Raw genomic sequence first — 26,378 nt, forward strand, 5'->3', positions numbered from 1 at the left:
ACCGTGTTAGATCAAGCCATCGGCGCTGACAAAGCAATTTTTTAGAATTTTAATGAATGTCGATGTGATCAGAGAAGGTCGACCAGTCTGGTTCTGGCTGTAAATTTTGCATCGCTTCATGCTGCGATAAGAATATCTGTCCCGTGAGTTTGTCCAAAAAGTCAGACCGAAATAGCCGCTCACGCACCCGACTTTGCATATCTGAAAAATGCAATCTAATGCCCGCTGACTTCAATCGATTGTTAATGGTCTCCAGGCTCGACAATGCGCTGGCATCAATACGCGCAACCGCTGTACACATAATCACAAGGTCGGTCATCTCTGGGCTGTCAGCGACGATTTCCGCAACTTTGTTCTCTAAGTAGCGCGCATTGGCGTAATAGAGGCTTTCGTCAATCCGTAGCGTTTTGACTTTTTCATCCGTCTCCACGACAAAGCGATTTGCATCACGGTAATGCTCTGTCCCCGGGAAACGCCCCACCAGCGGCATGTGCGGTTGTAATGTTGCGCGAATATGCAGCGCCATGGCTAGTACAACACCTACCAGCACGCCCCACTGCACACCAAGCAGCAGCACGGAAAGAAATGTTGCAATCGCTGTAATCCCGTCCGCACGACTATAGACCCAAGTTTTCCAAAGTGATGGGAAATCTAGTAGATTAAAACATGCGACAATAATCAACGCAGCCAGCACGGATAGCGGCAAGGATTGCAGCACGGGCGTCAAAAACACTGCCGTCAAAGCCATCATCCCTGCAACCAACAAACCTACGGCGGGCGTCTTACCCCCTGCTGTAAAATTGACAGCGGAACGCGACATAGAGCCGTTAATCGGATATCCGCCTGTCAGGCCAGCGACGACGTTGGATGCACCCAAGCCCAGCAATTCTTTATTGCTATCAATACGCCCCCGTGTGCGGGATGCCAATTCCTGTGCCGTCGAGGTACTGTCGACGAAAGCCACGATGGCGATAACAATGGCTGGAACGACCAAAATTTGTAGATCACCCTGAGATAACATTGGAAATGTCAGCGGCGGAAGGCCTGACGGAATCTCTCCGACAACTCGCAACCCAAATTTTTCTGAAAATTTCAGCAAAGCACTTGTCAGCACAAAAGCTGCGATAATCACAATCGGCGCCATGCGCGCAATCAGCTTCGCCCAACGGCTTTTCATACCCGCCTTGACCAGCATTAACGGCAAAACACTGCGCACGATCAAAAATAGTAATATGGCAACAAAACCCGTCGTGACCGCCAGCCAGTGCATATTGCTAAGCCCAGAACTAAGTTCGCGGAGTAGCTCCAACGCTGTGGTTCCCGCCGCAGGAATACCCAACACATGTTTTAGCTGGCTAATAATAATCAGCAGCGCAGCCCCTGTGATATAAGCAGACACAACTGGTCGGGAAACAAAGTTCATGATGCTTCCGGCTTTGAGCAACCCTGCCCCCAATAACATCACGCCCGTCATCAGCGCCAACGCAGCGGCACTCAGCAACTTTGTCTCATCGGGCAGTGTGTAGACAACTGCGGCAGTCATTAGCGAGATCACCGCTGTTGGGCCAACATTTAAGTGCTTTGAAGATCCGAACAGCGCATATGCCACCAGCGGTAAAATCGAGACGTAAATCCCGATTTGCGGCGGCAGGCCCGCCAGCATTGCATAGGCCAAAGATTGCGGGACGAGCAGGATTGTCACGACGACCGCAGCGAGCAAGTCGTCAGCGAAAATCGAACCGGTATAGCCCTTCATCCATTCCCATTGCTTGAAAATGGCCGAGCCAGAGGTCTGTGCCGTCTCGTTCATATATTTTGTCTGTCAGGGATTGAAAATTTTAGCAAGTCTATGCGACAGCGAAGCAAGCTAAATCCAGCGACGCACGCGAGATTTATAGTCGGTATAAGCCGCCCCGAACTTTTCCGTCAGCGCCCGTTCTTCGGGTTTGATCTGAAAGGCTGTTATATAGAGGATAAATGCTAGCAATGGCAGCAGACCCAAAATTTGCCCAAGACCAATGACGTAGCCCAAAATGACCACCGCCATAGCGAGATACATGGGATTGCGGCTAATGGCGTAAATGCCAGTATCGACAATGGATGATGTTGATTGGGGACGGAAGGGATTAACCGTAGTCTTGGCCCGTTTGAAACCCATTCCTGAGATTAGTAAGATTATTAGGCCCAACACACTGACGGAGAGGCCGATATAAGACTGATAGGGTAGCGACTTAGTCGGCAGCAATGACAGGCGCGACACACCCCAAACAGCAGCCATTGTGAGAATCGTGAGGATCGGCGGCGGTATTTTATTCGTCATTTAAGCTTTGCATATAATCTGTCAGGGGCGCACGAATTTGCTCTAAGTTAAAGCCTGCATCTGTCAGCGAGGCCATGACACCGTCTACGCCTAGCTTATCGACATGGGCAAACCCCCAAAGGACGGCTGAACGCATGCCGCTCGCGCACCACGCTACGATCGGACGGGGCATGGTAGCATAGGCCGTTTTGCTCGCCTGAATAATTCCGGGCGTGATGCCGCCCGCCATGGGAATGTGGTAATAGTCAGTTGTAACGGCATGAGCCGCTTGCTCCAATTCATCCGAGGTTGGCTGAAGGGGGGCTTCCATGTCAGGCCGATTATTGATGAAGCCCATCACCCCCTGCTCCGCCAGAGCTTGCAACTGCGCTGGCAGTAATTGACCCGTAACAAACACATCTCCCGGTAGCTCACGCATTATGAGAGTTTAGCCTTTGCCATAGCAACGATCGCGTCTGATGTGATGCCAAAATGTTCGAACAATTCTGCCCCCGGGCCAGAGGCACCAAAGCTGCTCATGCCGATAAACTCGCCGTCGCGGCCAATGATCTCTCCCCAACCTTGACGGATGCCCGCTTCAATAGCAATTTTGGGTAAGTCCTTGCCAAGCACGGACCGAATATATTTTTCGTCTTGCTCCAAGAACAGATCGAGACATGGCATAGACACGACCCGCGCCGAAATACCGTTGCGCGCCAATTCTTCATGCGCGCTGACTGCGATATTGACCTCTGAGCCAGAGGCGATCAGCACGATGTCGTCCGCCCCAGCTCCAGCCCGCAAGACATAGCCGCCGCGCTCACACATATTTCGAGAAGCGACGTCACGCACCGCTGGCACCCCTTGACGGGTTAGCGCCATGATAGAGGGACCATCATTGCGTTGCACGGCCAATTCCCAACATTCCGCAGTCTCCAGCGCATCGGCTGGGCGGTAGACATAGCAATTCGGGATCGCGCGAAGTGAGGCCACATGTTCGACAGGCTGGTGCGTTGGGCCGTCTTCACCAACACCAATGGAATCATGCGTCATGACGTAAATCACTCGCTTCTCCATCAATGCTGAGAGGCGGATGGCAGGGCGGCAATAATCGGCGAAAACGAGGAAAGTACCCGCATAAGGAATAACCCCGCCATGCAAGGCAAGGCCGTTCATCGCCGCGCCCATAATATGCTCGCGAATACCGTAATTAACATAACGTCCACCGTAATCACCCGCCTGGATTTCACGAGACGTCGCAGGCGTGCGGGTCTTGTTCGAACCCTCCAGGTCCGCAGAGCCAGACATCATATCGGTAATGTGCTCTGTGAGGACAACCAACGCATTCTTCGATGAAGCCCGTGTGGCAAGCTTAGGCTGCTCCTTAGCAATCTTATCTTTGTAGTCTTGCATAGCGTCTTGCCAGCCAGCGTTCAGTTCGCCTTTCATGGCACGACTAAAATCGTCTGCTTTGGGGCTGTTGGCTAGACGCGCTTTCCATTCTTTATGTTCGCGGCGACCTTTGCGGCCTGGACGTTTCCACATTTTGTAGACGTCTTCTGGCACCTCAAACGGACCATACTCCCAACCTAGCGCCTTCTTTGTCGCTGCAATTTCTTCGTCACCCAGTGGTGCACCATGGGCTTTGTTCGTTCCCGCTTTGGTCGGCGCGCCTTTCCCAATCGTGGTTTTACAAGCGATCATCGTAGGCTTGTCAGATTTCTGCGCACGGCGAAGGGCGTTCGCGACTTTACGCGCATCGTGACCGTCCACTGCAATGACGTTCCAGCCAACGGCCTTAAAACGGGCCGTTTGGTTTGTGCTGTCAGAAAGGTCCGTCGATCCATCAATCGTAATCGAATTATCGTCCCATAAAACGATCAATTTGTTGAGCTTCAAATGTCCCGCCAGCGAGATCGCTTCTTGGCTGATGCCTTCCATCAAGCAACCGTCACCCGCAATGACATAGGTGAAATGATTGACCAGATCATCGCCGTAGCGCGCATTCATGTGGCGCTCTGCTAAGGCGAAACCGACACCATTCGCAAGACCTTGCCCTAGCGGACCTGTCGTCGTTTCAACACCTGGCACATGACCATATTCAGGATGCCCAGCGGTTATAGAGCCTAGCTGTCGGAAGTTCTTGATCTGCTCCATCGTCATGGCTTTGTAGCCTGTCAGGTGTAGCAGAGAGTAGATCAGCATAGAGCCGTGACCAGCGGATAGGATAAAGCGGTCACGGTCAGCCCAATCCGGACTAGACGGATCAAATTTTAGGAATTTAGAAAATAGCACTGTCGCAGCATCGGCCATTCCCATTGGCATGCCTGGGTGACCCGAATTCGCCGCCTGCACGGCATCCATGGAGAGCGCGGAGATCGCATTGCTCATCTGTTTATGTTCGAGTTCTGATTTAGAGAGAGACATGTGTTTCACCTGATACGTTGCCATCTACGTGACTTGATTCCGTTTGCAAAATTGAATGGCACAAGGACGGCGCAATGGCTAGCGCCCTGGCCCGCATAAATGTGGACGACCGCAGCGCTTACCCTAAGCCAAAAGCAAGGGCGGTATGATAGGTGATACCCGCTGCAACATACGCCATGACGAAAAGGTAGCCAAAGGCAAAGATTGGCCATTTCCAGCTATTCGTTTCTTTGCGGATAATCGCGAGCGTCGACAGACATTGCGGCGCAAACACAAACCAAGCGAGGAAAGCCAAAGCCGTAGCCATTGACCAATCCGCTCCGACAATCGCGCTAATCTCGGACTCTGATGCGGCTTCACCCAAACCATATATGATGGCGAGTGAACTCACTGCGACTTCCCGCGCTGCCATGGCAGGAATAAGTGAGATTGCGATTTCGAGGTTAAACCCGATAGGCCGCAGGATAGGCTCAATAAAGCTGCCAAGTTTGCCCGCATATGTGCTGGCAATCGTCGTGGCTCGCATCGGGAAGCTGGCTAGGAACCAGATAATGATAGAGGCTGGCAAGATAATGCGCCCTGCCCGTGTGATAAAGATCATGGCGCGATCATATAACCCGCGCAAATAGTCTTTAAAAACGGGAGCTTTATAGCTTGGCAATTCGATCAGCAGCGATGACTTCCCGCCTTTAAGCAGCACACGTTTGAAAAGAAAAGCCATAATCATCGCAAAGACAATCCCAACAACAACCAGACCAAATGCCACTAATCCCTGTTGGTTAAACCACCCAATTTTCTTATTTGGAATAAAGGCACCAATAATCAAAAAATAGACTGGCCACCTTGCCGAACACGTCATAAGGGGCGCGATCAGGATCGTCGTTAGACGATCACGTTCATTTTCGATCGTTCGTGCCGCCATAACGCCTGGAATAGCGCAAGCGAAGCTAGACAGAAGCGGGATAAATGCTCGACCATTCAAACCGACTTTCGCCATAATACTGTCAACGAGAAATGCAGCGCGCGCCATATAGCCAGACGCTTCGAGCAGTAAGATAAAGGCAAAGAGAATCAGAATTTGGGGCAAGAAGACCAATACAGCCCCTACACCGCCAATAATCCCGTCCGAAATCAAAGATCGCAGCCAACCGTCTGGCACAATAAGAGATACACCGGATTGCAATAACCCAATGCCTGTTTCGATCATATCCATCCCAGGGCCAGCCCAGCTATAGACCGCTTGGAACATGACGAACAAAATACCAAACAAGATAACGAGGCCAATCACAGGGTGAAGAACGATTTTATCAATGCGCTGTGTAAAGGTTTCGGCTTGCTCAATGCGACTAACGGCCCCTCGCGCGATCGACCGCGCTTTAGATTGTAAGTCTTTTAAACTATCAGGTTCGGCGTCTGGTGTCTGAGCCGAACCGTGTAGAATATCGCCACCCCACTCAGCGAGGTAGTCCAGTAAATGCGCACGGCCCGAAGCCCTGACAGCGACGCAGGAAATCACAGGGATGCCCAGCTGCGCTTCCAAATCCTGGGTATCTATCTCAATGCCATCTCGCGCGGCCATGTCCATCATATTGAGAACAAGTATAATCGGCACGCCGTAATTCTTGGCTTGTAAGACATTGTGCAAGTGAGTTGAAATATGGGATGCATCCATCATGAAAATGATGCCGTCAGGCGCTCGCTCGCCTTCAAGGTTGCCGCTCACAGCATCAATCGCAACACGCTCATCCATGCTGTGACCGCAATTTCCGTAGACACCTGGTAAGTCGAGTAATTCGACAGTTTGATCATTGGCGAGAGAAAATTCGCCTTTTCGGTATTCAACCGTAACGCCTGGATAATTCGCGACCTTTGCGCGGCCGCCCGTTAAAGCATTAAACAGTGACGTTTTTCCGCAATTTGGCGCTCCCAACAGAGCCAGTCGCAAAACATCGCTATCGGCTTCAGGGGCTAGTAAATCAATGCTCATACTGCAATCGCCTCTACCAAGATCGCAGTGGCATCCTCACGACGCAAAGCAATGATCGCACCGTTAAGTCTGACTGACATTGGATTGCGGCCAAATAAGCCAAAATGCATCGCCGTCACATTGTCATCCTCCGCAAACCCGATCTCCCGCAGGCGCGTGACAAGCTCAGGGTCCGAATCGCGAAAGCCAATAATCTTAGCCGTCAGATTCTTGGGAAGCGTGCCTAATGATTGCAATTCGGATGACATCAGCCACCCTTAATGCGAACCATTCTCAAATGCAAAAGAAAAGCTCGGTTAAACTTAGAGAAAGCTGCGACAAATTAGAATGAAAGCCTCTAGGCAGCTGTTATAAATTTTTGCCGATATTGAGCGATAAAGCCTGTGGACAGGGCGAAACTCTTTGCCTATAAGCCGCCACGCTTAAGAGCATGGCCGAATAGCTCAGTTGGTAGAGCAACGGATTGAAAATCCGTGTGTCCCTGGTTCAAATCCAGGTTCGGCCACCATTTTCCCATAAAAAACTTACAGCCCAACAAAGCTCTTTTTTGCACCGTTTTTAACTCAATCATTGGGTCATTGCCGATATGCTTTGCTTAAAATGTCCCGCTAAACTCAATTTCCAAAATTGGGCCGAAAGCCCGTGACTGAAATTCTGTGAAATCAAGAACACCGCGATCACGGCGATCAGTGAAGACTTGGCGAGTAAACTCCTCTCGCGAATCAATTATGTTGATCACTTCAGCTTTGATTTTCATTCCCAAAACATCTTTGTGTTCGAGAAACGCATAGGTGATTGGCCGCTTCAGCGTAGGGTCATCGGTCGTGAAAAGACGAAAGCCGCGATAGTCCGCGAATTCACGCACACCGCCGCCATAAGCCCAGGAGGTTTTAGGAATATCGTGACGCATGCGCGCGTGCCAAAAAGTTTTTTTATCGCGACTTAGTTGTCGGGATATGCCCGTCACTGGATCGTCAACTTTGCTATCGCGCCATTCCAAATCAAGATCAAACTGTGTCCCGTCCCAGCCCCAGCGGCTGCCCTTGATACTAGTATTAAAATCCACACCATATTGCACCGCACTATCAACATTCCCAACGGCATCACCGTCTTCCCCAATCGGGATACGATCAACGAGGTCAGAAATAAGATTGAAATAGGGGCTAATTTTGATTGTAAAGCCCTGCCCGAAATCCTTGTCAAACTCAGTCGAAAAATTCCAGCTTTGCGACGGCACTAAGTTGATGTTGCCGACTCGGTCAATATTGTCCTCAACATCGACGAAAGAAATAAAGTCAAAAAAGCTAAGTTGATCAACCTCGCGCTCGATTTTAAACCGAAGCGAAGCGCTTTCATCTGGTTTATAAGTCGCGAGAAGGAAGCCTTTAGGCCGCACAAAGTCACGTGTTAAGCCCCCTGTCTGCTCTAGCTTAGAATACTCTACACCCACTGACGCTTGCAAATTCCATTTAGCCGTCATGGCGCGGCTATGTGTTAAAGTGGTCTCCGCGCGGCGCTCCTCTACGCGGGATGTTGCACCGTTGATGTCTATATTGACAAAATTCCCACCATCAAACTCTTGCAGCATCGACTCAATATCGAGAACATTCAGAGCACCCTCAGCGCTCAGCGTCCAGTCGCGGCCTACTGTCGGCGACCAGCTATATTCTGTGCGTGCTATGGTTTCTGTTTCGTCGGCAAGGCGGTCAAAAATAGATCCGCTGGCTTGCTCACCATTGAGCGCAAAGACGGAAAAGACACTGCGGGTTGGGGATCGCTCAAACCTATAATACCCGATCATTTTCAATTTACCTAGCCCGACTGGAAATTCATAATCCGCGCCAGCTTTGGCATTCCATTCATTTTCACCGCCCGTGAAAACGGTTTCAAGATCTTCTCCGCGGAGCGTTTGTGCGCGGCGGCTGGATCGAACTAATTGTGTTGAATTATATTTGTTATACTCCAAGTTCAAATTCGCAGTATGATCATCGCGCGGCTTCCAAGTCAGGTCTAGCGCACCGCCAGGGCCGTCAAAATTGTAACGCCCCAGTTCATCGCGAATTTCAAAAATATCGCCCGCCGCGTCTCGCAATATCTCTGGCCCCCAATCCCCATTCCGATTGGCCTCATTCCTTAGTTCCGCTGAATATGTGAGATTGCCAGTCTCGCCTGAGAGCGTGAGGTGGGCGTGACCTAAATTGATTTTTTGACGCTTTCGAAACTGGGGAGCCCAACTCCATGTACCTGTCTGCCCGGTTGTTGTCGTTATCACATCCGCGACCTGACCCGATAGTCCGGGAATATCCAATGACGCTCCGTCTTTGATCTCAATCCGCACAACATTTTCTGCAACGATACGTGACAGCTGCGACCCGACATCTGTCTTCCCCGTGAGCCGTTCGCCATTGATCAGAATATTAGCCCCTCCCTGCCCCAAACCACGGCGATCTTCCGCACCTTGAAGCTGGAACCCTGGAATTTGAACAACCATGTCCAACGCATTTCTTGGCGCGTATTGTGAAAAAAATTCTGCCTCAAATACATTGTTTGCGGTTTGGGCAAAAACAGCTTGCGCACTTATCATAAGGGTGAGCGGTATTGTTGCCGCACAGAGCAGCATTTTGAATCTAGCGGTCATGGGATGTTCTTTTTTAGTTTAGGGGTTTATTTAATAAGGATTTGGGGATCGAGCGTTTGCCCGTCTTTGCGGATTTCAAAATGCAGATGTGGGCCAGTTGATTGCCCTGTTGATCCCACAGTGCCAATAACGTCGCCAGCTTTCACATATTGCCCAGGCGAAACCGTGAAATTATTCATATGGCCATAGAGCGTCTGATAGCCAGTTGAATGATTTAGAACGACGCGATTGCCCCATTTAGGTTCTGTTGTCACAAGATGAACAACACCGTCGGCACTCGCAAATATCGGCGCGCCCAAGTCGCCCTTTAGGTCAATACCGTTATGCGTTTGCTCCCATAATTTTCCCGCGCGGCCGTACTTAGCATTGATATGCTGGCTACGCGTAGGCCATGTGAAGTTCGGGGCAAAAGAATTTCCAGTATAACTTGTTTTGTGGACGTGCGCTTTCGCCTCTGGCTGTGGGGGAGTTGGTTGCGGCGGAGCTAGGGGTTTAGGCGTCCTTGGATCATGCACTTCCCCGTTTTTATGTATATGCCGACCAATCGTGACTTTGTTGGACGGCTTTGCTGTCTTGTCATTCGACTGCGATACAATACTAGTTGAACCAGGCTTTAAGGTGATGGTCGTTTCGGCATTTTTCTTGATGTCAAAACTCGAGATGAGGTCGCAATATTTGCTCTCTATGGCTTTTGGAATAATCTGACCATTCACGGCCCAACGATCCCCGACATTAATAAGCGTGACGGTTTCAGCTCGTGAGTTTAAATAACCGTCCTCAATTAGAAACCCATATAGCGTTTCGCGCAATGCATTATGTTTCTCACGTTTTTTTTCGGTGCGCTTAGCTTGTTCTTTGACACGTTCACGCTGCAATTCTAAGCGTTCTCGCTGTTCGGCCATGCGCTTCCGCTGAGCGTCTGCCCGTTCTTTCTGCGCCTTAGCGCGGTCGGCCCTAGCCTCAGCCATATCTTGCTCACGCTCAGCCATCGCGAGGGCGCGCTCAACTTCCCGTTCAACAATATCGTCGATTTGATCTTGAAGGCGCTCCGCCTGTCTCTGCGCACGTTCCGTAGCGCGTTCGACATCTCTCTTCATGCGCTCCCGGTCACGTTCGCTTAGGCCGTTATTATCTTCGAGATAACGCTCTAAATCTGCCTCAAAGTATTCCATGTCAATTTCAAATTGATTCATTTTTGCGTCGAAATCAGTCACATCAAGCTTGCCATTTTTGTATTTAGGCGGCGCTGGTGGTTGTGGCGGCTCTGGCATAGCGACTGGCAGATCATCAAGAACTTCTGGTGACGCGTCAACGTCAGTCCAAGTGCCTTTCACTAGCACCCATCTGCGGCCATCTTCGGTCACTTTGACTGTTACATTTCGACCATTTAGGCGCTTTGTTTCAAATTTATAATTTTGCTTATCTGCGTTCGCGTGGCCGTAAACTTTCGGCTCTGGATGTGCGTTCGCTTCAGAGGTTGTCGATAGATAAATTCCACCAATCAATAGAGTTGCAATTAAAGGCATGAGAAGATGCTCTGGGCGGCGTTGATGCTCGACAGACCCCACAAGCCGTTTCAGGCGATCCATCAAAGGCATATCCCCGCCATCAGCCGCCATAGCGAAACTCTGATTGGTCTTTTGCAAACTTAATGCTGCCAGGCCGCGGATCAGAGCATGAGGATTGCGCGACTGAGCTACAGCTAGGTCGTCGCACGCCTGCTCACGGTCAATATCAATCTTATTGGAAATGTAGTGAATGGCTGGGTGAAAAAAGAGAGCTGTTTTTATCGCAGTTTGAAACAAATTCACCAAGTAATCATAGCGGCGAATATGCGCGAGTTCATGCAGCAAAATCGCTTCTATTTGATCACTCGGCAGCCCCATAAGGAAACCTGTCGGGACTAGGACAACAGGCTTTATAAACCCAATCGTCAGAGGACCAGACACATGGTCGGAGATAAAGATGCGCACCCTGTCGGTCACTCCCGTATTAAGGACAAGTGTTCGAAAACGGTTTTGCCAAACGGTAGGAACGTCAGTCAAACCGGTATGACGCAGCTTTTGCGTCATGACGTAAGCAGTCAAATATCTAGCTGCGACAACAGCAAAGCCGAGGCACCACAAAACCCCTAATAATGGCGTATAAGCTGCGACTGACACGGCTAGTGTTTGAGGCAATATTTGTGGGCCGCCACTGGCTCCAATGAGCAGTGCTGCGCTTTGCGGCACAGCATCAACTGAGGAAACCGCCTTAGCTCCAATCAGGGCTTCACCGCCACTCTGGTATATCCCGAAGGTAACCAGAAAGGCTGCAAAGCAACTGAACAAACACAGGATTTGAAAATTATAGCGAAGTGACGGTGCGCTGTTCTTTGTAATCGCTCGAAAAGCGACCACCGCCAACATCGCTAGCGCTCCCTGCCAAAGACTGTGCAATAAAGCCCACCCTAAGCTATCAAAAACCTGTGTCATTTGCGCCTCCTTCGCGACTGAACTCCTGGCACGGAGCCTAGCTTTTGGGTTCCATATCTTTCAGGAACTGTTTTATTTTTTCAATTTCAGCTTCGCTTGGATCAGACTTACCCAATGCGTGCATGACAAGATCGGACACTGAATTTCCGAAAGTTGTTTCGACAAAGCGATTGACGAGGTGTGTTTTCGTCTCGTCCTCTGACACAAGCGCCTTATAATTAAATGACTTCCCCTCACCCGGCTCTCGCGCGACAAGTCCTTTATCGAACATGCGCTGAACTTGCTTTAGTGTCGTCGTGTAACCCACATCCTTTTGATCGCTGAGATGTTTGTGAATGGACTTCACGCTACAAGGCTCATGCTCCCATAAGACATTCAAAATTGCTGTTTCAGCGACTGAGGGTTTCGTTTTCATAAACAATCGATAAACGACACATGTCGTTTTGTAAAGTTACAAAAGAGACAGTTGTCGTAATTGAGTGCTGGAATATAAATACAGCGACTCACACAGTCGTGATTTCAAATTCCGCTGTAATAGGCTAGACGGTATTCCATGAAACTAAATCTATTCCTCACGGCCCTAGCGATCACATTTTTGATGTCTCCAAAGGCAGTCAATGCTCAAGATAGCCTCCCGCAAAACAATGCCTGTGAGGCCCGCACTTCGCAAACGCTGGCTCAAGGTGAGTTTACGAAAAAGCGCTATACCATATCGGGAAATTGGCAGATTGACCAAGATTGCACTAGCACGATCGTTAATTTTGGCGAGAGTTTCAAAACGAAAGGTGGGCCAGATCTAAAAGTCTACCTGTCCAAACTTCCTCTTTCGGAACTTAGCAACAAAACTGTCGATCGTAATGGTATGAAATTGAGTGTTCTGAAAGCCAATCAAGGGGCGCAGAGTTACACAATACCCGCCGACGTAAATTTATCGGAGTATAAAAGCGTGGTTATCCACTGCGAGGCGTTCTCTGTGCTATGGGGCGGGTTTGATCTGCCTGAATAACTAGGTCATAATCGACTATGATCGATATTTCGCGCCTTATTTCTCACCGCTTTCGCGGGTTTTCAAACTATGAAAACTCTATTGCTGGGCTGAATGCTGCATTGGATTTTGGCGTGCAGCAAGTCGAATTCGACATCCGAGTAACGGCGTGCGGCACACCCCTCATTTACCACGATGAACACGCCAAAGATGCACTTGGCCGCTCTCATATGATCTGTGATGTCATGGCAGTTAACCGCGCAAACCTTGGCGGGGTATTTGCTCATATGCCGACAGCCGAAGCGCTATTCGCTGCAATCGCGGCGCATGAGAATACGTCCTGTAAGCTATTGATAGATATGAAAGATGCGGGATTTGAAGACATGCTCTACGCCCTGATCCGCGCCAATAATTTGCAAGAGCGTGTGATTTGGGTGTCATGGCTGCCAGAGACCCTCTACGCCGTCCATGATCTTGACCCGTCTGCGAAATTATGCCTGTCGCATTGGTGCCAATCGCCTAATGATATAACTCGTAAAGTTCATGCAGTTTACACAGCCAAAAACGGCGAAATCGCGCGACCTGATCGCCGATATGTTCACGGAGAGCGGTCGGGTTGGTTCGTCGACGGCACTTTGCGCGGCGCATTTAGACGGATGCTCCACTCCGTCTGCGTCCCTCAAGATATGGTGACACGGTCACTGGTGGAGAGCTACCACCGCGACAACATCCGCGTGAGTACGTTCTCTTATATCGATTGGGATTACATTCGCGATCACGAAAACCGCTTCAAGATTGATGATTACTTCATTGATAATAAAATGGTTTTTGACCAAATAACTTAAACGTCATTCGATCCTGTTGGAGTTTCGTCAGGTGTCTCTGTCGGGATGGAATAGCCGCCGCTAATCCAGCGATGCAAATCAACATCTGCGCAACGCTTCGAGCAAAACGGCTTGTATTCGGCCGTCACATCTTTACGTCGGCAAATCGGGCAAAGCTCACTCATCGATCCGCTTTCACGTCGACATTCGCGCCTTCAACAATGGTATAACGCGCGCCGATACGGTTGTTGAGACGAGATACCCAGTCAAAATCCGTCGTATCCAGCCAAATTTTGATCGCTTTGGGAACGAAAAGCTCAAACTGCGCGCCCGCATTCAGTTTTGCCTCACGCTCCAGCCGCCGCAGCGCGCGAATGGCTAGCGTTTCCGTAGTCGGCTCACCCTTGCGGTCGTTCAAGATCGAATCAAGTGATGGCCCAGCTTGGCTGCGCGTCATCTCAATCACACCGAACTTCGATAACGGAGCCATACGCGTAATCACTGGATCATTCGCAAATTCGCGTTCAAGAGCTTTCATCAGAGTTGTCCGCTGCTTGGGTTGACGTAAGTTTGGAAAGTCCATGATGATCAAGCCACCAAGACCCCGCAGGCGGAGTTGCGCCGCAATCGTTTCTGCGGCGCCTAAACATGCGTCCAACACAGTAGCAATCCCGCCTTTATCAACGTCAATCGCCAGTAAGGCTTGCGTTTGCTCGAACGTTACAGAGCCGCCGCCCTTAATGGCGACTTGGCGATCACAGGCTTCGTCAATGACGCTAATCGGAGCGTTTTCAATCTTGATCCCAGGATAGATCATCTCCAACCGCTCGGGCAGGGATAATGCTTTCACCGCACCGATCTTGCTTGCACTTGCTTCTCCAGCATAGGACAGGTTCGGTCCCTTCCCCGTCATCGCAGCTTTGACGATATTCACATCAATGAACATGCCGTCAGTGAGCTTTGGCAAATCCTTTTGGGCCGAGAATTTCAACAAGCCAGGCTTTCCAGCACCAACTTCTATAAAAACTCCTGCTACACTCGGATCAACTGTAATGACTTGGCCCGTATAAATATCACCCGCATGGGGTACTTCCCGCGTGTGGCGTCGCACATAAAGTTCGACTAAGCGACGACCTTCATAGACAGCAGCGCGAGTCTCCCCGATCGCCTCTTCGATTACAGCGCGTCGATTCATCGTGATACTCCTGCAGCGATCAATAGTGCGCGTGTTTCGTATACTGGTAATCCCATGACGCCAGTATATGAGCCTGAAATATGATGAACATACGCGCCCGCCAAGCCCTGAATACCGTAGCCGCCAGCCTTACCGTGCCATTCGCCGCTCTCAAGATATTCAGCTACCTCTTCTTCCGATAAGCGTTTGAATTTTATGCGCGTTTCGGACAGGCGTTGGCGAAGTTGTCCATTGGCGTCAATCACCGCAACTCCCGTAAATACACGATGCGCTCTGCCAGAGAGTAACCGCAAGCAGTCTTCTGCCGTTTGACGATCTTCGGATTTAGGGAGGATGCGCCGACCTACCCCAACAACAGTATCTGCAGCGAGTATGGTCTGTTTGGGGTAAAGCGCCGCAATCGCGTGCGCCTTTTCAACAGCTAAGCGCTGCGCATGAGGCCCAGGCAGTTCGCCTTCAATCGGGTCCTCATTGATATCTGCTGGAATAATCTCGCTGGGGTTAAATCCGATTTGCGCCAACAAATCTTTGCGACGCGGCGAGGCGCTGGCCAGAATAAAGCTCATATCACAAGCCTTCTGGCCAAGAGACGTTATTTGAAACGATAGGTGATCCGACCTTTCGTCAGATCGTAGGGTGTCATTTCGACAGTCACGCGATCCCCTGCGAGGACACGGATACGGTTTTTACGCATACGTCCAGCCGTATGAGCAATGATTTCGTGGTCATTCACGAGCTTCACGCGGAAGGTCGCATTTGGAAGGAGTTCGACGACTTCGCCTTCAAATTCCAATAATTCTTCTTTTGCCAAAGTATTCCTATTCTGCCCATCGGGCGGTTATTTCAGGTTTCTAACGCTATATAGTGCGTTTTTCGTAGATAAAAAGGACTTATTGCGCCTCTGCGAAATTCCGCCGCAAACGTGTTTCTATATTGTCACGGATGGCGCGGTAATTATTCAGCAAAGCGCGAACGTCGAGCGAGCCCTCTCCTGGGTCTGGCACTGCCCATAATTCGACGGGAATGTCACGATCTTCAAACACTGCTTGGGCTGATTCAAAAGCGTCCGGTGTAAAAGCAATAACGATGTCGAAATCCTCATCCTGCACACGAGCGAGAGACGCCGCCTCATGCTCGGTCATATCCACTCCCTTTTCGCGCATAACCGTCACCATGAAATCGTCAAGATCGCCAGAGGCCAGACCACAACTGCGAATATCGGCAACGCTCGGAAAATGCTTGCGCATTAGTCCTGCCGCCATAGGCGAGCGCACAGAATTAAGCTGACAGACAAACAATATTGATTGCGGCACATTATGAGCCATTAGCTGCCTGCCCGTCTGTGCAGCGCACATATCAGCGTAAATAATCGCCGTGAGGTGTTAAACCCAATGTCAACTTGGTTGCGCAGACTGTCCGATAGCAAGCGTGAGCCTTCATTGTGAAGACCGCGCCGACCCATATCAATCGCCTCAATCTGTGCCGATGTCGATGTGCGGATGGCGTTGTGATAACTCTCACAGATCATAAAATAATCTTTGATAATTCGACGAAACGGCACGAGTGAGACACTGTATCGCCCGCGGTCTGCGCCGTTTGTGCGCATAATGTCGAAAATTAAGCGCTTGCCGTCTTCAAGACTGATCGTCACCGTGTATGGCCCGCGGTCACTGTCAGCAGGGCGAAAAGCGTTATCTTCGAGCAGATCAAAAATCGCAACGCGGCGTTCATGTTGCATCTCTACCGACGTTACGGGCAGACTATCGTCATCAATGTGAAGCTCGGCAATAAAATGTTCCGCATCACCAATAATGTCAGCATCTTCCATCATATTTAGTCGTCATGCTTCGGGATAGATTTTGTTGTGCGGGGGTCGCCGATGTCTGCCAATGTTATATCCATGGCCTCGACTGATAAACGAAACGCACCGCCACCCGCAAAAGTTAGCAATAAGGTGCCTGCTGGCGCGTCAGTCATATCAAATGTTGCATCGAGTAAGACAGTTACGGCGTCGTCATGGCTGCGGTCGACACCCTTGCTTTGCAGCGACATCACGCCGTCAATCCGAAGTCCACTTTCAATACGCTGCGGCTTTTTCGTCTCATGCATATAACGACTGAGGCGCAGGCTTAGAAAACGTCCTTTCGCGTCATAGCGAATATCACCGACGCGCAAAATGGCGTCCTGCACCGCGCTCGCAATGAGCGGGAGGTCGTCAGGGTCTTTGGCGAGTAGTCTCAGCTTTGACATATGATCCGTTATTCTTTTTCTCGGCGAATACGCGCACCGCATTGGCCTAGCTTTACTTCTATATGCTCGAAGCCGCGGTCAAGGTGATAAACACGTGAAATATGGGTTTCTCCTCGCGCGGCAAGACCTGCGTTGATCAGGCTAGCAGAGGCACGAAGGTCTGTTGCCATAACGGGGGCGGCTCGGTATTCTTTGACGCCGCGAACAATCGCTTCGCGCCCTGTCACCGTTATATCTGCTCCCATTCGCGCCAATTCAGGGCAATGCATAAAGCGATTTTCAAAGATATTTTCACGAATGATAGATACACCGTCAGCTAGACACATCAGACCCATAAACTGCGCCTGTAAGTCAGTCGGAAAACCCGGATAAGCCTGAGTGTCAACATCAACAGGCTTAGGCCGCCCTCCGCCTCTCTCGATCAAAACGGTCGTTTCGTCCAAGCTGACTTTCGCGCCCGCTTGCGCAATTAACGGCCAAAGCGAACCGAGATGATCAGACCGAATATTTGTCAAACGTACAGAGCCGCCTGCCGTGGCTGCCGCTAGCGCATAGGTGCCAGCCTCAATCCGATCAGGCACGACGGAATGTGTGACGCCAGACAGTTTCGACACCCCCTCAATACGTACTTCTGATCGACCTGCGCCCGTGATTTTCGCGCCCATCGCATTCAGGCACTCCGCCAAATCAACAATCTCAGGTTCGCGAGCCGCGTTATTAAGGACCGTCTCGCCTTTGGCCAAGACAGCCGTCAGCATGGCATGTTCAGTTGCGCCGACGGAGATGAATGGGAACGTGATTTCTGCACCTTTCAGGCCCCCTTTGGCGCTAGCAATCACGTAGCCTTGATCAAGCTTAATTTTCGCGCCCATCGCTTCGAGAGATTTTAGGTGCAGGTCCACTGGGCGCGCGCCAATCGCGCACCCGCCTGGCAGCGAGACTTTTGCCTCACCTGCGCGCGCCAACAATGGCCCCAAAACATTAAAGCTCGCCCGCATTTTACGAACCAAATCATACGGCGCCGTTGTATTACTGAGGTCTGCCGCGTGGAGCGTCATTTTTGCCCCTGGCCCTTCCTCGACTTCAACGCCCATATGCGCAAGGAGCTGGCCTAAAAAGCGTGTATCACGCAAACGCGGCATATTGGTCAGCGTGACTTTCTGATCCGTTAGCAAAGACACGACCATCAGCTTGATTGCGGAATTCTTCGCCCCGCTAATCGCGATTTCACCCGTCAGCGGAAACCCGCCCTCAATTACAATTTTGTCCATCTCGGTTCAGTCCTACTTATTTGTTCGAATCGGTCTGATGCTTGGACAACTCCATGACATATTTCAGGCGCTTTCGGGATGATTTCTGGACGATCATTAAAAACACGAGTCGCATTTTTTCAAAATAAGCCTCAAGTCTTTTTGCTGTCACTTGGTCTAGCAGATTTTTGCTTGCGCATCGCAGCTTTGCGACGCCGCAAATTTGCGCGCAACTCTTCTGCCAATCGCTCCTCACGGGTCAGTTTTTTAGGCTTCGCATTATTGGTCATGTAAGAAAGAATACGGCAAAAGCTCTGAATTTCAATAATCAAAAAAACTTGTAATTGTCTGAAATGGTGCCGCGAGGGAGAATTGAACTCCCGACCTCATCATTACCAATGATGCGCTCTACCACTGAGCTACCGCGGCCAAACAGACGCCGTGACAGGCGCGTGCGAATTTTAGTTTAGCTATTCAAATATACAGAATGATGCAAGGGCTAAGTCTAGTCTTACCGTCACTCCACCAAGCCGTAAAAATTAACCTCTCCTTTGCATATAGAGCGTTAGCCTTAATATGGACAGAATCGGGACAGGGCATAGTAATGGTATCTCCACAGATGGATGAGGCTGACATCGTATCAAATAGCACTCATTTCGAGTGGGTGAGTCAGTTTGCTGACATGTCTGGGATTGGCTGCGCTGTGATTGGGGAACGATTGGCCATCGAATATACAAACCCAGTGTTTTTTGACCTTTTAGAAATAAATGCTGATGGATCGCCCCCTATCGATACTTTTTTGGGACTCATTGATACGCTCGCAATTAGAGGGGATTTCGATAATGGAAGTCCAGACATCTCAAAAACCGCCATCTTTAGAGCCCTAGATGATCAGCTATCATCAGGACGCGAAGACGCTTTTAAAACGCAACTGACGTTGCCGTCAGGTCAAAATTGCACGATGGGTCTGAAAGCTCTGGGTGATCAGCAGGTTTTAATCTCGGTCACTCCACTGCAGACCCAATCAACCAATATAACTGATCTCCATAAGATAATGAGCGTCGGCGAGAGCGGTTACTTCATTTACTACCCTGAGACAGAACATCTGGCATTTTACGCTGATAGATTTATATCAAAACTTGGTGCTGCCCCCGAGCTAAATGATGACATAGATGACCTTTGGCAGTTCATTCATTCAGAAGACTTGCCCAAGGCCAAGGCTGCAATCAGTGCCGTATTAAACACACAGCGTCAGACAGAAGTCACAATCCGCGTTACAGTTACTTTCGATCAAGTCATCTGGGTGCGCGCCAAGATCACACCACAACTTGCGGAAAACGGAACAGTTGAGGCAATCTATTGCTTTTTTACAGACGTAACTCAAACGCTGCGCATTCAAAACCAAATGCGTCAGAAAATCGACGATGTCGAAAAATCACTCAAAGCGAAGACGAGCTTTTTGGGGCGGCTATCGCATGAAATTCATACACCAATGAACGCCGTCATCGGCATTTCAGACGCGTTAATCCATCACCACGGCGACCCTGTAATCTTGCCAAAGTTAGAGCTTATTCAAACCTCAGCAGAAAAAATTGTCCGTATTGTGGATGAAACGCTACAACACTCTAAATTGGATGAAGACAAAATCGAGCTAGACCCCCGCACCGCGTCCCCCAAGGACTGCGTTCAGACTGTCTTTCAGTTATGGGAGCCAAAGGCGGAGAAAGATGAAATCCAGCTTAGTTGTCAAATCGATCCATCCGTGCCAGACGAGTTGTTCTTTGATGATCACAGATGGGAGCAGTGCATTAACAATCTTGTCTCAAATGCCGTCAAGTTCACGGCAGGCGGTAAGGTGCAAATCGTCCTCACAACATTAGAAAAAAACGGTGAGAAGCAGCTTATCTTGGCTGTTAAAGACAACGGCATCGGCATTACGCCAGAGGAACAAATTAGTATTTTTGAAGCCTATACGCAGGCTGACAGGACAATCTCGGGTCGCTTTGGCGGAACTGGGCTGGGCATGCATATTACGAAACGGATCATTGAGTTGATGGGGGGTAAAATCTCTGTACGCTCAGCAAAAGGGCAAGGATCCGTCTTCGCACTTAGCCTCCCAATTCCATCAGAGGAACAAAATCCAATTCCAGAGAAAACAAGCGATCTTGTGTCTGCCATGTTGGAGGATGCAGGGCCAAAACAATCAGACTATGCACATCTGACTGTTTTGGTGGCAGATGATAATGCGACGAACCATATGGTTGTGAACTCTTTGCTCGGCTCAATCGTCAAAGAAATCGTGACCGCAGATGATGGCCAAGCAGCCATTGATGTTCTTGCGACGCAGCATGTCGATGTCGTTTTAATGGATATTCATATGCCTGGCATGGACGGGATTGAGGCAACGCTGAGTATCAGAGGCAGTAACAACGCTTGGTCCAATGTGCCAATCATCGCCCTCACCGCCGACCCTCAATATCAACAGAAGCGGCTCTGCAAAAACATCGGCATGAATTGGGCCTTGGCAAAACCAGTCAAACTCAATGAAATTCTGAGCGCACTCGATTCCGTTATGTCTAGCGACACTAGCGACCAAAGAAATATTGCCTAATTTCTTTGGAATAGCCTAGCAAAGACTGTAAATTTCAGCCAATCTATTGGAAATAATTCATACCGATAACTGTGCTTGGCTATATCAAAATGACTTCAACAACATCGCTCGTAGTCTTTATCGCCGCATTGACGCTAGTTGCTTGTCAGGGAACGGCCTCGAAAACGAAATCAACTTCTAAGGATTGGTGTATCTCTGGCGGAACGATTTACACCGCCAATGACGCCAATACAATCATCGAAGCAGTAGCAGTTAGAGACGGAAAAATCAGCTATGCCGGCCCCAATACTGGCGAGTGGTGCTTGAGTAATAGTCAAACGCAAACAATCGATCTGGCTGGTGCTGCTATGTATCCAGGTTTCACTGATGCGCACGGGCATTTACTCGGAATCGGTTTGCGAGAGATGACATTAAACCTCGAAGGCACAAAATCTATCGCAGAGTTAAAAGAGCGCCTCGCGGCCGCCGTAACAACAACACCAGATGGAGAAACGGTCTTTGGTCGTGGTTGGATCGAAACGCATTGGCCAGAAAAACGCTTTCCCAATCGCGAAGATTTGGACGAAGTGGCGCCCAATAATCCAGTTATCCTGGTATGTGCTGATGGTCATGCTGCCGTCATAAATTCAGCCGCCATGAAAGCGGCTGGCATTACGAAGAAAACTCAATCCCCATTCGGCGGTGCGATCAATAAAAATGCAGCGGGGGAACCCAACGGTATGCTGATCGATTATGCCATCGATCTAGTCGAAGACTTGCTACCCAGCCTTACTGAGGCTCGAAAAGAAGAAGCCTATATCAAAGGCGCCGCGTTATACGCCTCTCGCGGCTGGACCAATATCCACTCTATGTCAGTTATTCCCGCCGATGTGCCAATGCTCAATCGCTTGGCCGCAGAAGGGAAGATCAAGATCCGTGTCTATAATTCGCTCGACGTTCTGGACAAGCAGATCATGGGTAAAATGAAGGCTATGGATACGGTCGAAGATGATCAAATCATTACCCGCGCCATCAAATTATATGCGGACGGCGCGCTCGGTTCACGCGGGGCGGCGCTACTCGCGCCCTACTCTGACGACGAAAAGAACGAGGGGCTCATGTTGATGAAAGATGAGCAAGCGCGGTCAATTCTGCAAGCCGCACTACGAAACGGAACACAGGTCAACACTCATGCCATCGGCGACAAAGCTAACCGCTTAGTGCTGGATTGGTATGAAGACGCCTTCACCTCTGTCCCCAAATCCGAATGGAGTAATCCAGACCCACGCTGGCGGATTGAACATTCACAAATTATCGATGTGGCAGATATTCCGCGCTTTGCAGAGCTTGGCGTCATTCCGTCTATGCAGCCGAGCCACGCCATTGGCGACCTGCACTTTGCAGTCGACCGCCTCGGCCCCAACCGCCTTGCTGGCGCCTATGCTTGGCAAGCACTCATTGATAGCGGAGCCATCATTGCGGGGGGATCAGACGCCCCCGTCGAAGTGGGCGATCCACGTATTGAGTTTTATGCCGCAACACAACGCATGGACCTGCAAGGATACTCCAATGAAAATTGGAATAGAGAGCAACGTGTTAGCGCAGAAAGTGCCCTCAAAATGTTCACAGCATGGCCTGCCTATGCCGCATTTGAGGAAAATGTCCTTGGCACGATTGAAGTTGGCAAAGCAGCTGATTTCACAGCATTTGATCGCGACATCATGACGGCAAGTGCGGATGATGTGCTGACAGCGAAAGTTGAGTTCACAATGGTGGGCGGCGACATGGCATATCAGGCCAAATAGTAGCATTATCTCCTCAGAAAAACGCACCCACAGGACACGTTCTTATCTTACGAGGTTAATCTTGCGGGAGTAACCTAGTCTCTAAAGTTCTTAAATTGGACAGGCTGTTCAAGGCCCATGCTTTTGATAAATTGCATTGTCTCTTGAAGATCATCTCGTTTTTTGCCGGAAACACGCAGCTCATCGCCCTGAATAGAGACTTGAACTTTAATCTTTGAACCCTTGATTTCTTTGACAATTTTCTTCGCCATCTCTTTATCGATGCCCGCTTTCACCGTAATCATTTGTCGCACAGACATACCCGTAGCAGGTTCGACTTTCTGGTAATCAAGCTGCCCAGGTTCAATCCCGCGCTTGTGCAACTGCCCACGCAAAACTTCATGAACCTGTTTGAGCTTCAGCTCATCATCCGCGACGACCAAGATACCGTCATCCTTAGCCTCGACCGCAGATTTGGAGCCTTTGAAATCGTAACGCACGGAAATTTCACGCATCACATTTTGTAAGGCATTGTCCACTTCGGACATATCTACTTCGGAAACAACGTCAAAGCTCGGCATGGTTAGACCTTTTGGTTGGTGTAGGGTTTTAGTTCTTTGCGCGCAACTTGCATGCGATGAACCGCATCTGGGCCATCCGCAAAACGTAGCGTCCGCATTTGTGCATACATATGGGCCAGCGGTGTGTCTTGCGAAACCCCTGTTCCACCGTGCATCTGCATCGCTTCATCAATGACTTTCAAAGCCATATTCGGCGCAGCCACTTTGATCTGCGAGATGTAAGGTGCAGCTGCGCGAGCGTCGCCCTGATCCATCATCCAAGCCGCTTTCAGACATAGCAAACGTGCCTGCTCAATCGCGATCCGACATTCAGCGATAATGTCGTAGTTCTGACCCAACTTAGCGAGCGGACGACCAAAGGCAGTGCGGCTTAAAGACCGCTCGCACATGAGCTTCAAAGCTCGTTCCGCTTGTCCAACGGCGCGCATACAGTGATGAATACGACCCGGCCCGAGACGACCCTGAGAGACTTCAAACCCACGGCCTTCGCCGATGAGCAACGCATCCGCTGGCACGCGCACATTCTTAAATCTCATATGCAGATGGCCATGCGGCGCATCATCATTGCCAAAGACTTGCATGGCGCGAACTTTCTCAATCCCAGGCAAATCTGCTGGCACGACAAACATGGAGTGTTGAGAATGACGCGGCACATCGCCGTCACGTGGAGCCATACGCGCCATCAGGATATAGACGGCACAGCGTGGATCGCCCGCCCCCGATGACCAGTATTTCTCACCATTGAATACCCATTCATCGCCGTCTTTCACAGCCGAAAATTCGAGATTGGTCGCATCAGACGAGGCTACATCGGGCTCGGTCATCAAGAAAGCAGAGCGAATTTCACCCTCTAACAATGGCTTGAGCCACTTTTCTTTATGTTCTTTGGTGCCGTAACGCTCCAACACTTCCATATTACCGGTATCGGGTGCGGAGCAGTTGAAAACCTCTGGTCCCAGCGTGCAGTAACCCATTTCTTCTGCCAGATAAGCATATTCCACTGTCGTCAAACCGTAGCCAGCATCCGAGTCCGTGAGCCAGAAATTCCAAAGGCCTGCGGCCTTAGCTTTCTTTTTCAAAGTTTCGCGGATTTCAGTTTGACGGTCTGTGAATGCAAAACGTCCACCAGGAGCTTTGCCAACTTCGTGATGATATTCATCGTCCAGAGCCATGATTTCGTTTTGCATCATGTCGCGAACTTTTTCCACGAGTGGCTTTACGCGCTCGCTCATACCTAAATCCATGGTCATATTTTGATCCTTATAGCTTCCCGGTTTTTATTTTATATCGTGCCAGATTGCCTAGCGCCGCTGTCATTTGCCCATAGTCTTTGAACCGCGGATTATCGTTCTGGCCGCGATAAAAGCGCGCGTAAATTTGTTGAATAATCACAGCTAGTCGCCAGATACCGTAAACATAGTAGAACTGAAATCCTGACACGTCTGCCCCAGTTTTATCGGCGTAGAAATCGAGGACTTCTTGGCGGGTCATCATGCCTGGCGCCATGCAAGGCTGCCGCACTGTTAATTTCATAAAGTCAGGATCATCTGCCTGTATCCAGTAAGCCAACGTATTACCTAGGTCCATCATCGGATCGCCGAGCGCGGATATTTCCCAATCCAAAATCGCTTCGATCTGAGTTGGGTCGTCAGCCCTTAATATGCAATTATCAATACGGTAATCGCCGTGAATAATTGCAGCGCCGCGCTCAGTTGCTGGCATATTGTCGACCAACCATTGCTGCACGTCTTCAAATTTCTCAAGGTCATCCGTCCAGGATTTTTCCCAACGACGATTCCATCCCAAAATCTGCCGACCGACATATCCTTCGGGCTTTCCGAAATCACCAAGGCCGACGGCTTTGTAATCTGTTGTATGAAGATCGACGAGGCTTTGAAAGAAATTCTCGCAAAGTTCCCGCGTTTCTGTCGTTGTCCATTCCCACTCTTTTGGAATATCTGTATGGATCAAGTGTCCTTCAGATCGATCCATGACATAAAACTCTGCGCCGATAATCGCTGTATCATCAGTATAATAAAGCGTCTTCGGTACAGGCACATGCCCCAACAATGCTGTCATCACTTTATATTCACGGTGCATGTCATGACCAGATTTTGGCTTATCCCCGAATGGTGGGCGGCGCAGCACTAGACGGCGGTTGGGGTAATCCAGTGCGTAGGTCAGATTTGACGCGCCGCTAGGATATTGATGCACAGTCGGCATACCCGATAGTCCTGGGACAGCCTGTTTCAACACGGCGTCAACTTGCGCAATGTCTAGTTCTTCGCCTTTGCGAACTTCAACTGTCGGGTTGGACGCTGTCATTTAAATGATAGCTCCTGCGTCGACAACCATGCCCTGTCCTGTGAAATAGCTGGCTTCGTCCGAGACCATATAAAGGACAGCACCGACCATTTCTTCGGGTTGCGCCATGCGAGAAATTGCTAGGTTTTGCTGCATATACTTATCCATACCAGGCATGTCTTTCAGGCCAGCTGCGAGTTTTGTATCAGTAAATCCTGGGAGTAGCGCATTTACGCGAACACCCTGATTGCCGTATTCCTTCGCAAGTCCCTTCGTCATATTGATTAAAGCGGCTTTGGTCATACCGTAGACAACCCGCATTTGACCTGGCTGAATACCGTCGATTGAAGCGACGTTCACGATTGACCCGCCACCGTCTTTCATCAGCATCGGCATAGACTTTGCGGACAGAAAAAACGGGCCTTTGACATTAACGTCCATCGTTTTGTCGTAAGCGGTTTCTGGTGTTTCGTGGGCGGGGCCGAAATAGGGGTTAGTTGCCCCGTTATTGATAAGAATATCCAGGCGTCCGAACTCTTTTTCTATCATCTTCAATACGGTATCATGATGCGACAACTCTCCCAAATGCAGCTCTGCAGACACAGCTTTGCCCCCGTTCGCACGAATAGCCTCTGCCACTTTTTCGCAGTCTGCTTGCTTGCGAGAGGAACAAATCACAGTCGCGCCATGTTCGGCCAAACCATGAGCAATCGCCTCGCCAATGCCGCGTGACGCGCCAGCTATAAGGGCGACCTTGCCCGTCAAATCAAATCTTGCCATTCTAATCTCC

At 50.0% G+C, this 26,378-nt stretch carries 25 protein-coding genes and 2 tRNA genes; 5 read left to right on the forward strand and 22 right to left on the reverse strand.

Annotation, left to right across the window (positions count from 1 at the left end; translation table 11 throughout):
* Positions 1–49 precede the first annotated feature (49 nt).
* The 6 genes from AB8615_RS05965 to AB8615_RS05990 all read right to left on the reverse strand — a co-directional run bounded on the left by AB8615_RS05965 (position 50) and on the right by AB8615_RS05990 (position 6,961).
* Positions 50–1,810, reverse strand: coding sequence for a SulP family inorganic anion transporter (locus AB8615_RS05965; RefSeq protein ID WP_409433996.1), 1,761 nt, complete (start codon positions 1,808–1,810; stop codon positions 50–52).
* A gap of 57 nt (positions 1,811–1,867) precedes the next feature.
* Entirely contained in the window at positions 1,868–2,320 is a 453-nt protein-coding gene (locus tag AB8615_RS05970; protein WP_409433997.1) for a methyltransferase family protein, read from the reverse strand.
* Complete coding sequence (locus tag AB8615_RS05975; protein WP_409433998.1) at positions 2,310–2,738, reverse strand: TIGR01244 family sulfur transferase; 429 nt, start codon at positions 2,736–2,738, stop codon at positions 2,310–2,312. Before AB8615_RS05975 ends, AB8615_RS05970 begins: the two co-directional genes overlap by 11 nt.
* Entirely contained in the window at positions 2,738–4,726 is a 1,989-nt protein-coding gene (gene tkt, locus AB8615_RS05980) for a transketolase (protein ID WP_409433999.1), read from the reverse strand. The genes AB8615_RS05975 and tkt overlap by 1 nt, the downstream gene beginning before the upstream one ends.
* Positions 4,727–4,844: 118 nt before the next feature.
* A complete protein-coding gene (feoB, locus tag AB8615_RS05985) occupies positions 4,845–6,713 on the reverse strand; it encodes a ferrous iron transporter B (protein WP_409434000.1) in 1,869 nt (622 codons plus the stop codon).
* Positions 6,710–6,961, reverse strand: coding sequence for a FeoA family protein (locus tag AB8615_RS05990; RefSeq protein ID WP_409434001.1), 252 nt, complete (start codon positions 6,959–6,961; stop codon positions 6,710–6,712). Before AB8615_RS05990 ends, feoB begins: the two co-directional genes overlap by 4 nt.
* Positions 6,962–7,145: 184 nt before the next feature.
* Here AB8615_RS05990 and AB8615_RS05995 point away from each other — a divergent pair.
* Positions 7,146–7,221 (forward strand) — tRNA-Phe (locus tag AB8615_RS05995).
* An 87-nt stretch (positions 7,222–7,308) separates the two neighbouring features.
* On the opposite strand, the gene AB8615_RS06000 is transcribed toward AB8615_RS05995, so the two are convergent.
* The 3 genes from AB8615_RS06000 to AB8615_RS06010 are packed head-to-tail and all read right to left on the reverse strand — an operon-like array spanning position 7,309 to position 12,240.
* Positions 7,309–9,351 carry a TonB-dependent receptor plug domain-containing protein gene (locus AB8615_RS06000; protein WP_409434002.1) on the reverse strand — a complete coding sequence of 681 codons (2,043 nt, stop codon included), beginning with the start codon at positions 9,349–9,351 and terminating at the stop codon, positions 7,309–7,311.
* A gap of 26 nt (positions 9,352–9,377) precedes the next feature.
* Positions 9,378–11,825, reverse strand: a complete 2,448-nt coding sequence (locus tag AB8615_RS06005) for a peptidoglycan DD-metalloendopeptidase family protein (RefSeq protein ID WP_409434003.1) — start codon at positions 11,823–11,825, stop codon at positions 9,378–9,380.
* Positions 11,826–11,862: 37 nt separating this feature from the next.
* Positions 11,863–12,240 (reverse strand): BlaI/MecI/CopY family transcriptional regulator, encoded by a 378-nt coding sequence (locus AB8615_RS06010; protein ID WP_409434004.1) that lies wholly within the window; start codon positions 12,238–12,240, stop codon positions 11,863–11,865.
* Between the two features lie 138 nt (positions 12,241–12,378).
* On the opposite strand from AB8615_RS06010, the gene AB8615_RS06015 reads away from it, so the two are divergent.
* Together AB8615_RS06015 and AB8615_RS06020 are read left to right on the forward strand one after the other, a co-directional pair.
* The gene (locus AB8615_RS06015; protein WP_409434005.1) at positions 12,379–12,831 is read left to right on the forward strand and encodes a DM13 domain-containing protein; all 453 of its coding nucleotides are present in this window, start codon (positions 12,379–12,381) and stop codon (positions 12,829–12,831) included.
* 17 nt (positions 12,832–12,848) lie between these two features.
* Complete coding sequence (locus AB8615_RS06020) at positions 12,849–13,655, forward strand: glycerophosphodiester phosphodiesterase (protein ID WP_409434006.1); 807 nt, start codon at positions 12,849–12,851, stop codon at positions 13,653–13,655.
* Here AB8615_RS06020 and AB8615_RS06025 read toward each other — a convergent pair.
* The 9 genes from AB8615_RS06025 to AB8615_RS06065 all read right to left on the reverse strand — a co-directional run bounded on the left by AB8615_RS06025 (position 13,652) and on the right by AB8615_RS06065 (position 18,758).
* Positions 13,652–13,819, reverse strand: a complete 168-nt coding sequence (locus tag AB8615_RS06025; RefSeq protein WP_409434007.1) for a DNA gyrase inhibitor YacG — start codon at positions 13,817–13,819, stop codon at positions 13,652–13,654. The genes AB8615_RS06020 and AB8615_RS06025 overlap by 4 nt on opposite strands.
* On the reverse strand, positions 13,816–14,829 hold the full coding sequence (locus AB8615_RS06030; RefSeq protein ID WP_409434008.1) for a ribonuclease E/G: 1,014 nt from the start codon (positions 14,827–14,829) through the stop codon (positions 13,816–13,818). The genes AB8615_RS06025 and AB8615_RS06030 overlap by 4 nt, the downstream gene beginning before the upstream one ends.
* Positions 14,826–15,395: a Maf family protein gene (locus AB8615_RS06035; protein WP_409434009.1), complete on the reverse strand. Its 570-nt coding sequence runs from the start codon at positions 15,393–15,395 to the stop codon at positions 14,826–14,828. The genes AB8615_RS06030 and AB8615_RS06035 overlap by 4 nt, the downstream gene beginning before the upstream one ends.
* Positions 15,396–15,421: 26 nt before the next feature.
* Entirely contained in the window at positions 15,422–15,640 is a 219-nt protein-coding gene (gene infA, locus AB8615_RS06040) for a translation initiation factor IF-1 (protein WP_189499413.1), read from the reverse strand.
* Between the two features lie 79 nt (positions 15,641–15,719).
* Positions 15,720–16,154: a low molecular weight phosphatase family protein gene (locus AB8615_RS06045; protein WP_409434010.1), complete on the reverse strand. Its 435-nt coding sequence runs from the start codon at positions 16,152–16,154 to the stop codon at positions 15,720–15,722.
* Positions 16,154–16,660, reverse strand: a complete 507-nt coding sequence (locus tag AB8615_RS06050; protein ID WP_409434011.1) for a UPF0262 family protein — start codon at positions 16,658–16,660, stop codon at positions 16,154–16,156. The genes AB8615_RS06045 and AB8615_RS06050 overlap by 1 nt, the downstream gene beginning before the upstream one ends.
* 2 nt (positions 16,661–16,662) lie before the next feature.
* Entirely contained in the window at positions 16,663–17,079 is a 417-nt protein-coding gene (locus tag AB8615_RS06055) for a DUF2948 family protein (RefSeq protein WP_409434012.1), read from the reverse strand.
* A gap of 8 nt (positions 17,080–17,087) precedes the next feature.
* Positions 17,088–18,350 carry a UDP-N-acetylglucosamine 1-carboxyvinyltransferase gene (gene murA / locus AB8615_RS06060; protein ID WP_418153015.1) on the reverse strand — a complete coding sequence of 421 codons (1,263 nt, stop codon included), beginning with the start codon at positions 18,348–18,350 and terminating at the stop codon, positions 17,088–17,090.
* A 333-nt stretch (positions 18,351–18,683) separates the two neighbouring features.
* A tRNA-Thr gene (locus AB8615_RS06065) sits at positions 18,684–18,758 on the reverse strand.
* Positions 18,759–18,933: 175 nt separating this feature from the next.
* Here AB8615_RS06065 and AB8615_RS06070 point away from each other — a divergent pair.
* Complete coding sequence (locus AB8615_RS06070; RefSeq protein WP_418153017.1) at positions 18,934–20,940, forward strand: hybrid sensor histidine kinase/response regulator; 2,007 nt, start codon at positions 18,934–18,936, stop codon at positions 20,938–20,940.
* An 89-nt stretch (positions 20,941–21,029) separates the two neighbouring features.
* Positions 21,030–22,724, forward strand: coding sequence for an amidohydrolase (locus AB8615_RS06075; RefSeq protein ID WP_418153019.1), 1,695 nt, complete (start codon positions 21,030–21,032; stop codon positions 22,722–22,724).
* Positions 22,725–22,798: 74 nt separating this feature from the next.
* Here AB8615_RS06075 and AB8615_RS06080 read toward each other — a convergent pair whose 3' ends face one another.
* From AB8615_RS06080 to AB8615_RS06095, 4 genes are read right to left on the reverse strand one after another with little or no spacing between them, the layout of a single operon-like run.
* Entirely contained in the window at positions 22,799–23,284 is a 486-nt protein-coding gene (locus AB8615_RS06080) for a YajQ family cyclic di-GMP-binding protein (protein ID WP_409434016.1), read from the reverse strand.
* A gap of 2 nt (positions 23,285–23,286) precedes the next feature.
* The gene (locus AB8615_RS06085; protein WP_418153061.1) at positions 23,287–24,528 is read right to left on the reverse strand and encodes an acyl-CoA dehydrogenase family protein; all 1,242 of its coding nucleotides are present in this window, start codon (positions 24,526–24,528) and stop codon (positions 23,287–23,289) included.
* 16 nt (positions 24,529–24,544) lie between these two features.
* On the reverse strand, positions 24,545–25,609 hold the full coding sequence (locus tag AB8615_RS06090; protein WP_409434017.1) for a phosphotransferase family protein: 1,065 nt from the start codon (positions 25,607–25,609) through the stop codon (positions 24,545–24,547).
* Entirely contained in the window at positions 25,610–26,368 is a 759-nt protein-coding gene (locus AB8615_RS06095) for a glucose 1-dehydrogenase (RefSeq protein ID WP_409434018.1), read from the reverse strand. It abuts the gene before it with no gap.
* Positions 26,369–26,378 lie beyond the last annotated feature (10 nt).

Source organism: Litorimonas sp. RW-G-Af-16, from assembly GCF_048319245.1.
GTDB lineage: Bacteria > Pseudomonadota > Alphaproteobacteria > Caulobacterales > Maricaulaceae > Litorimonas.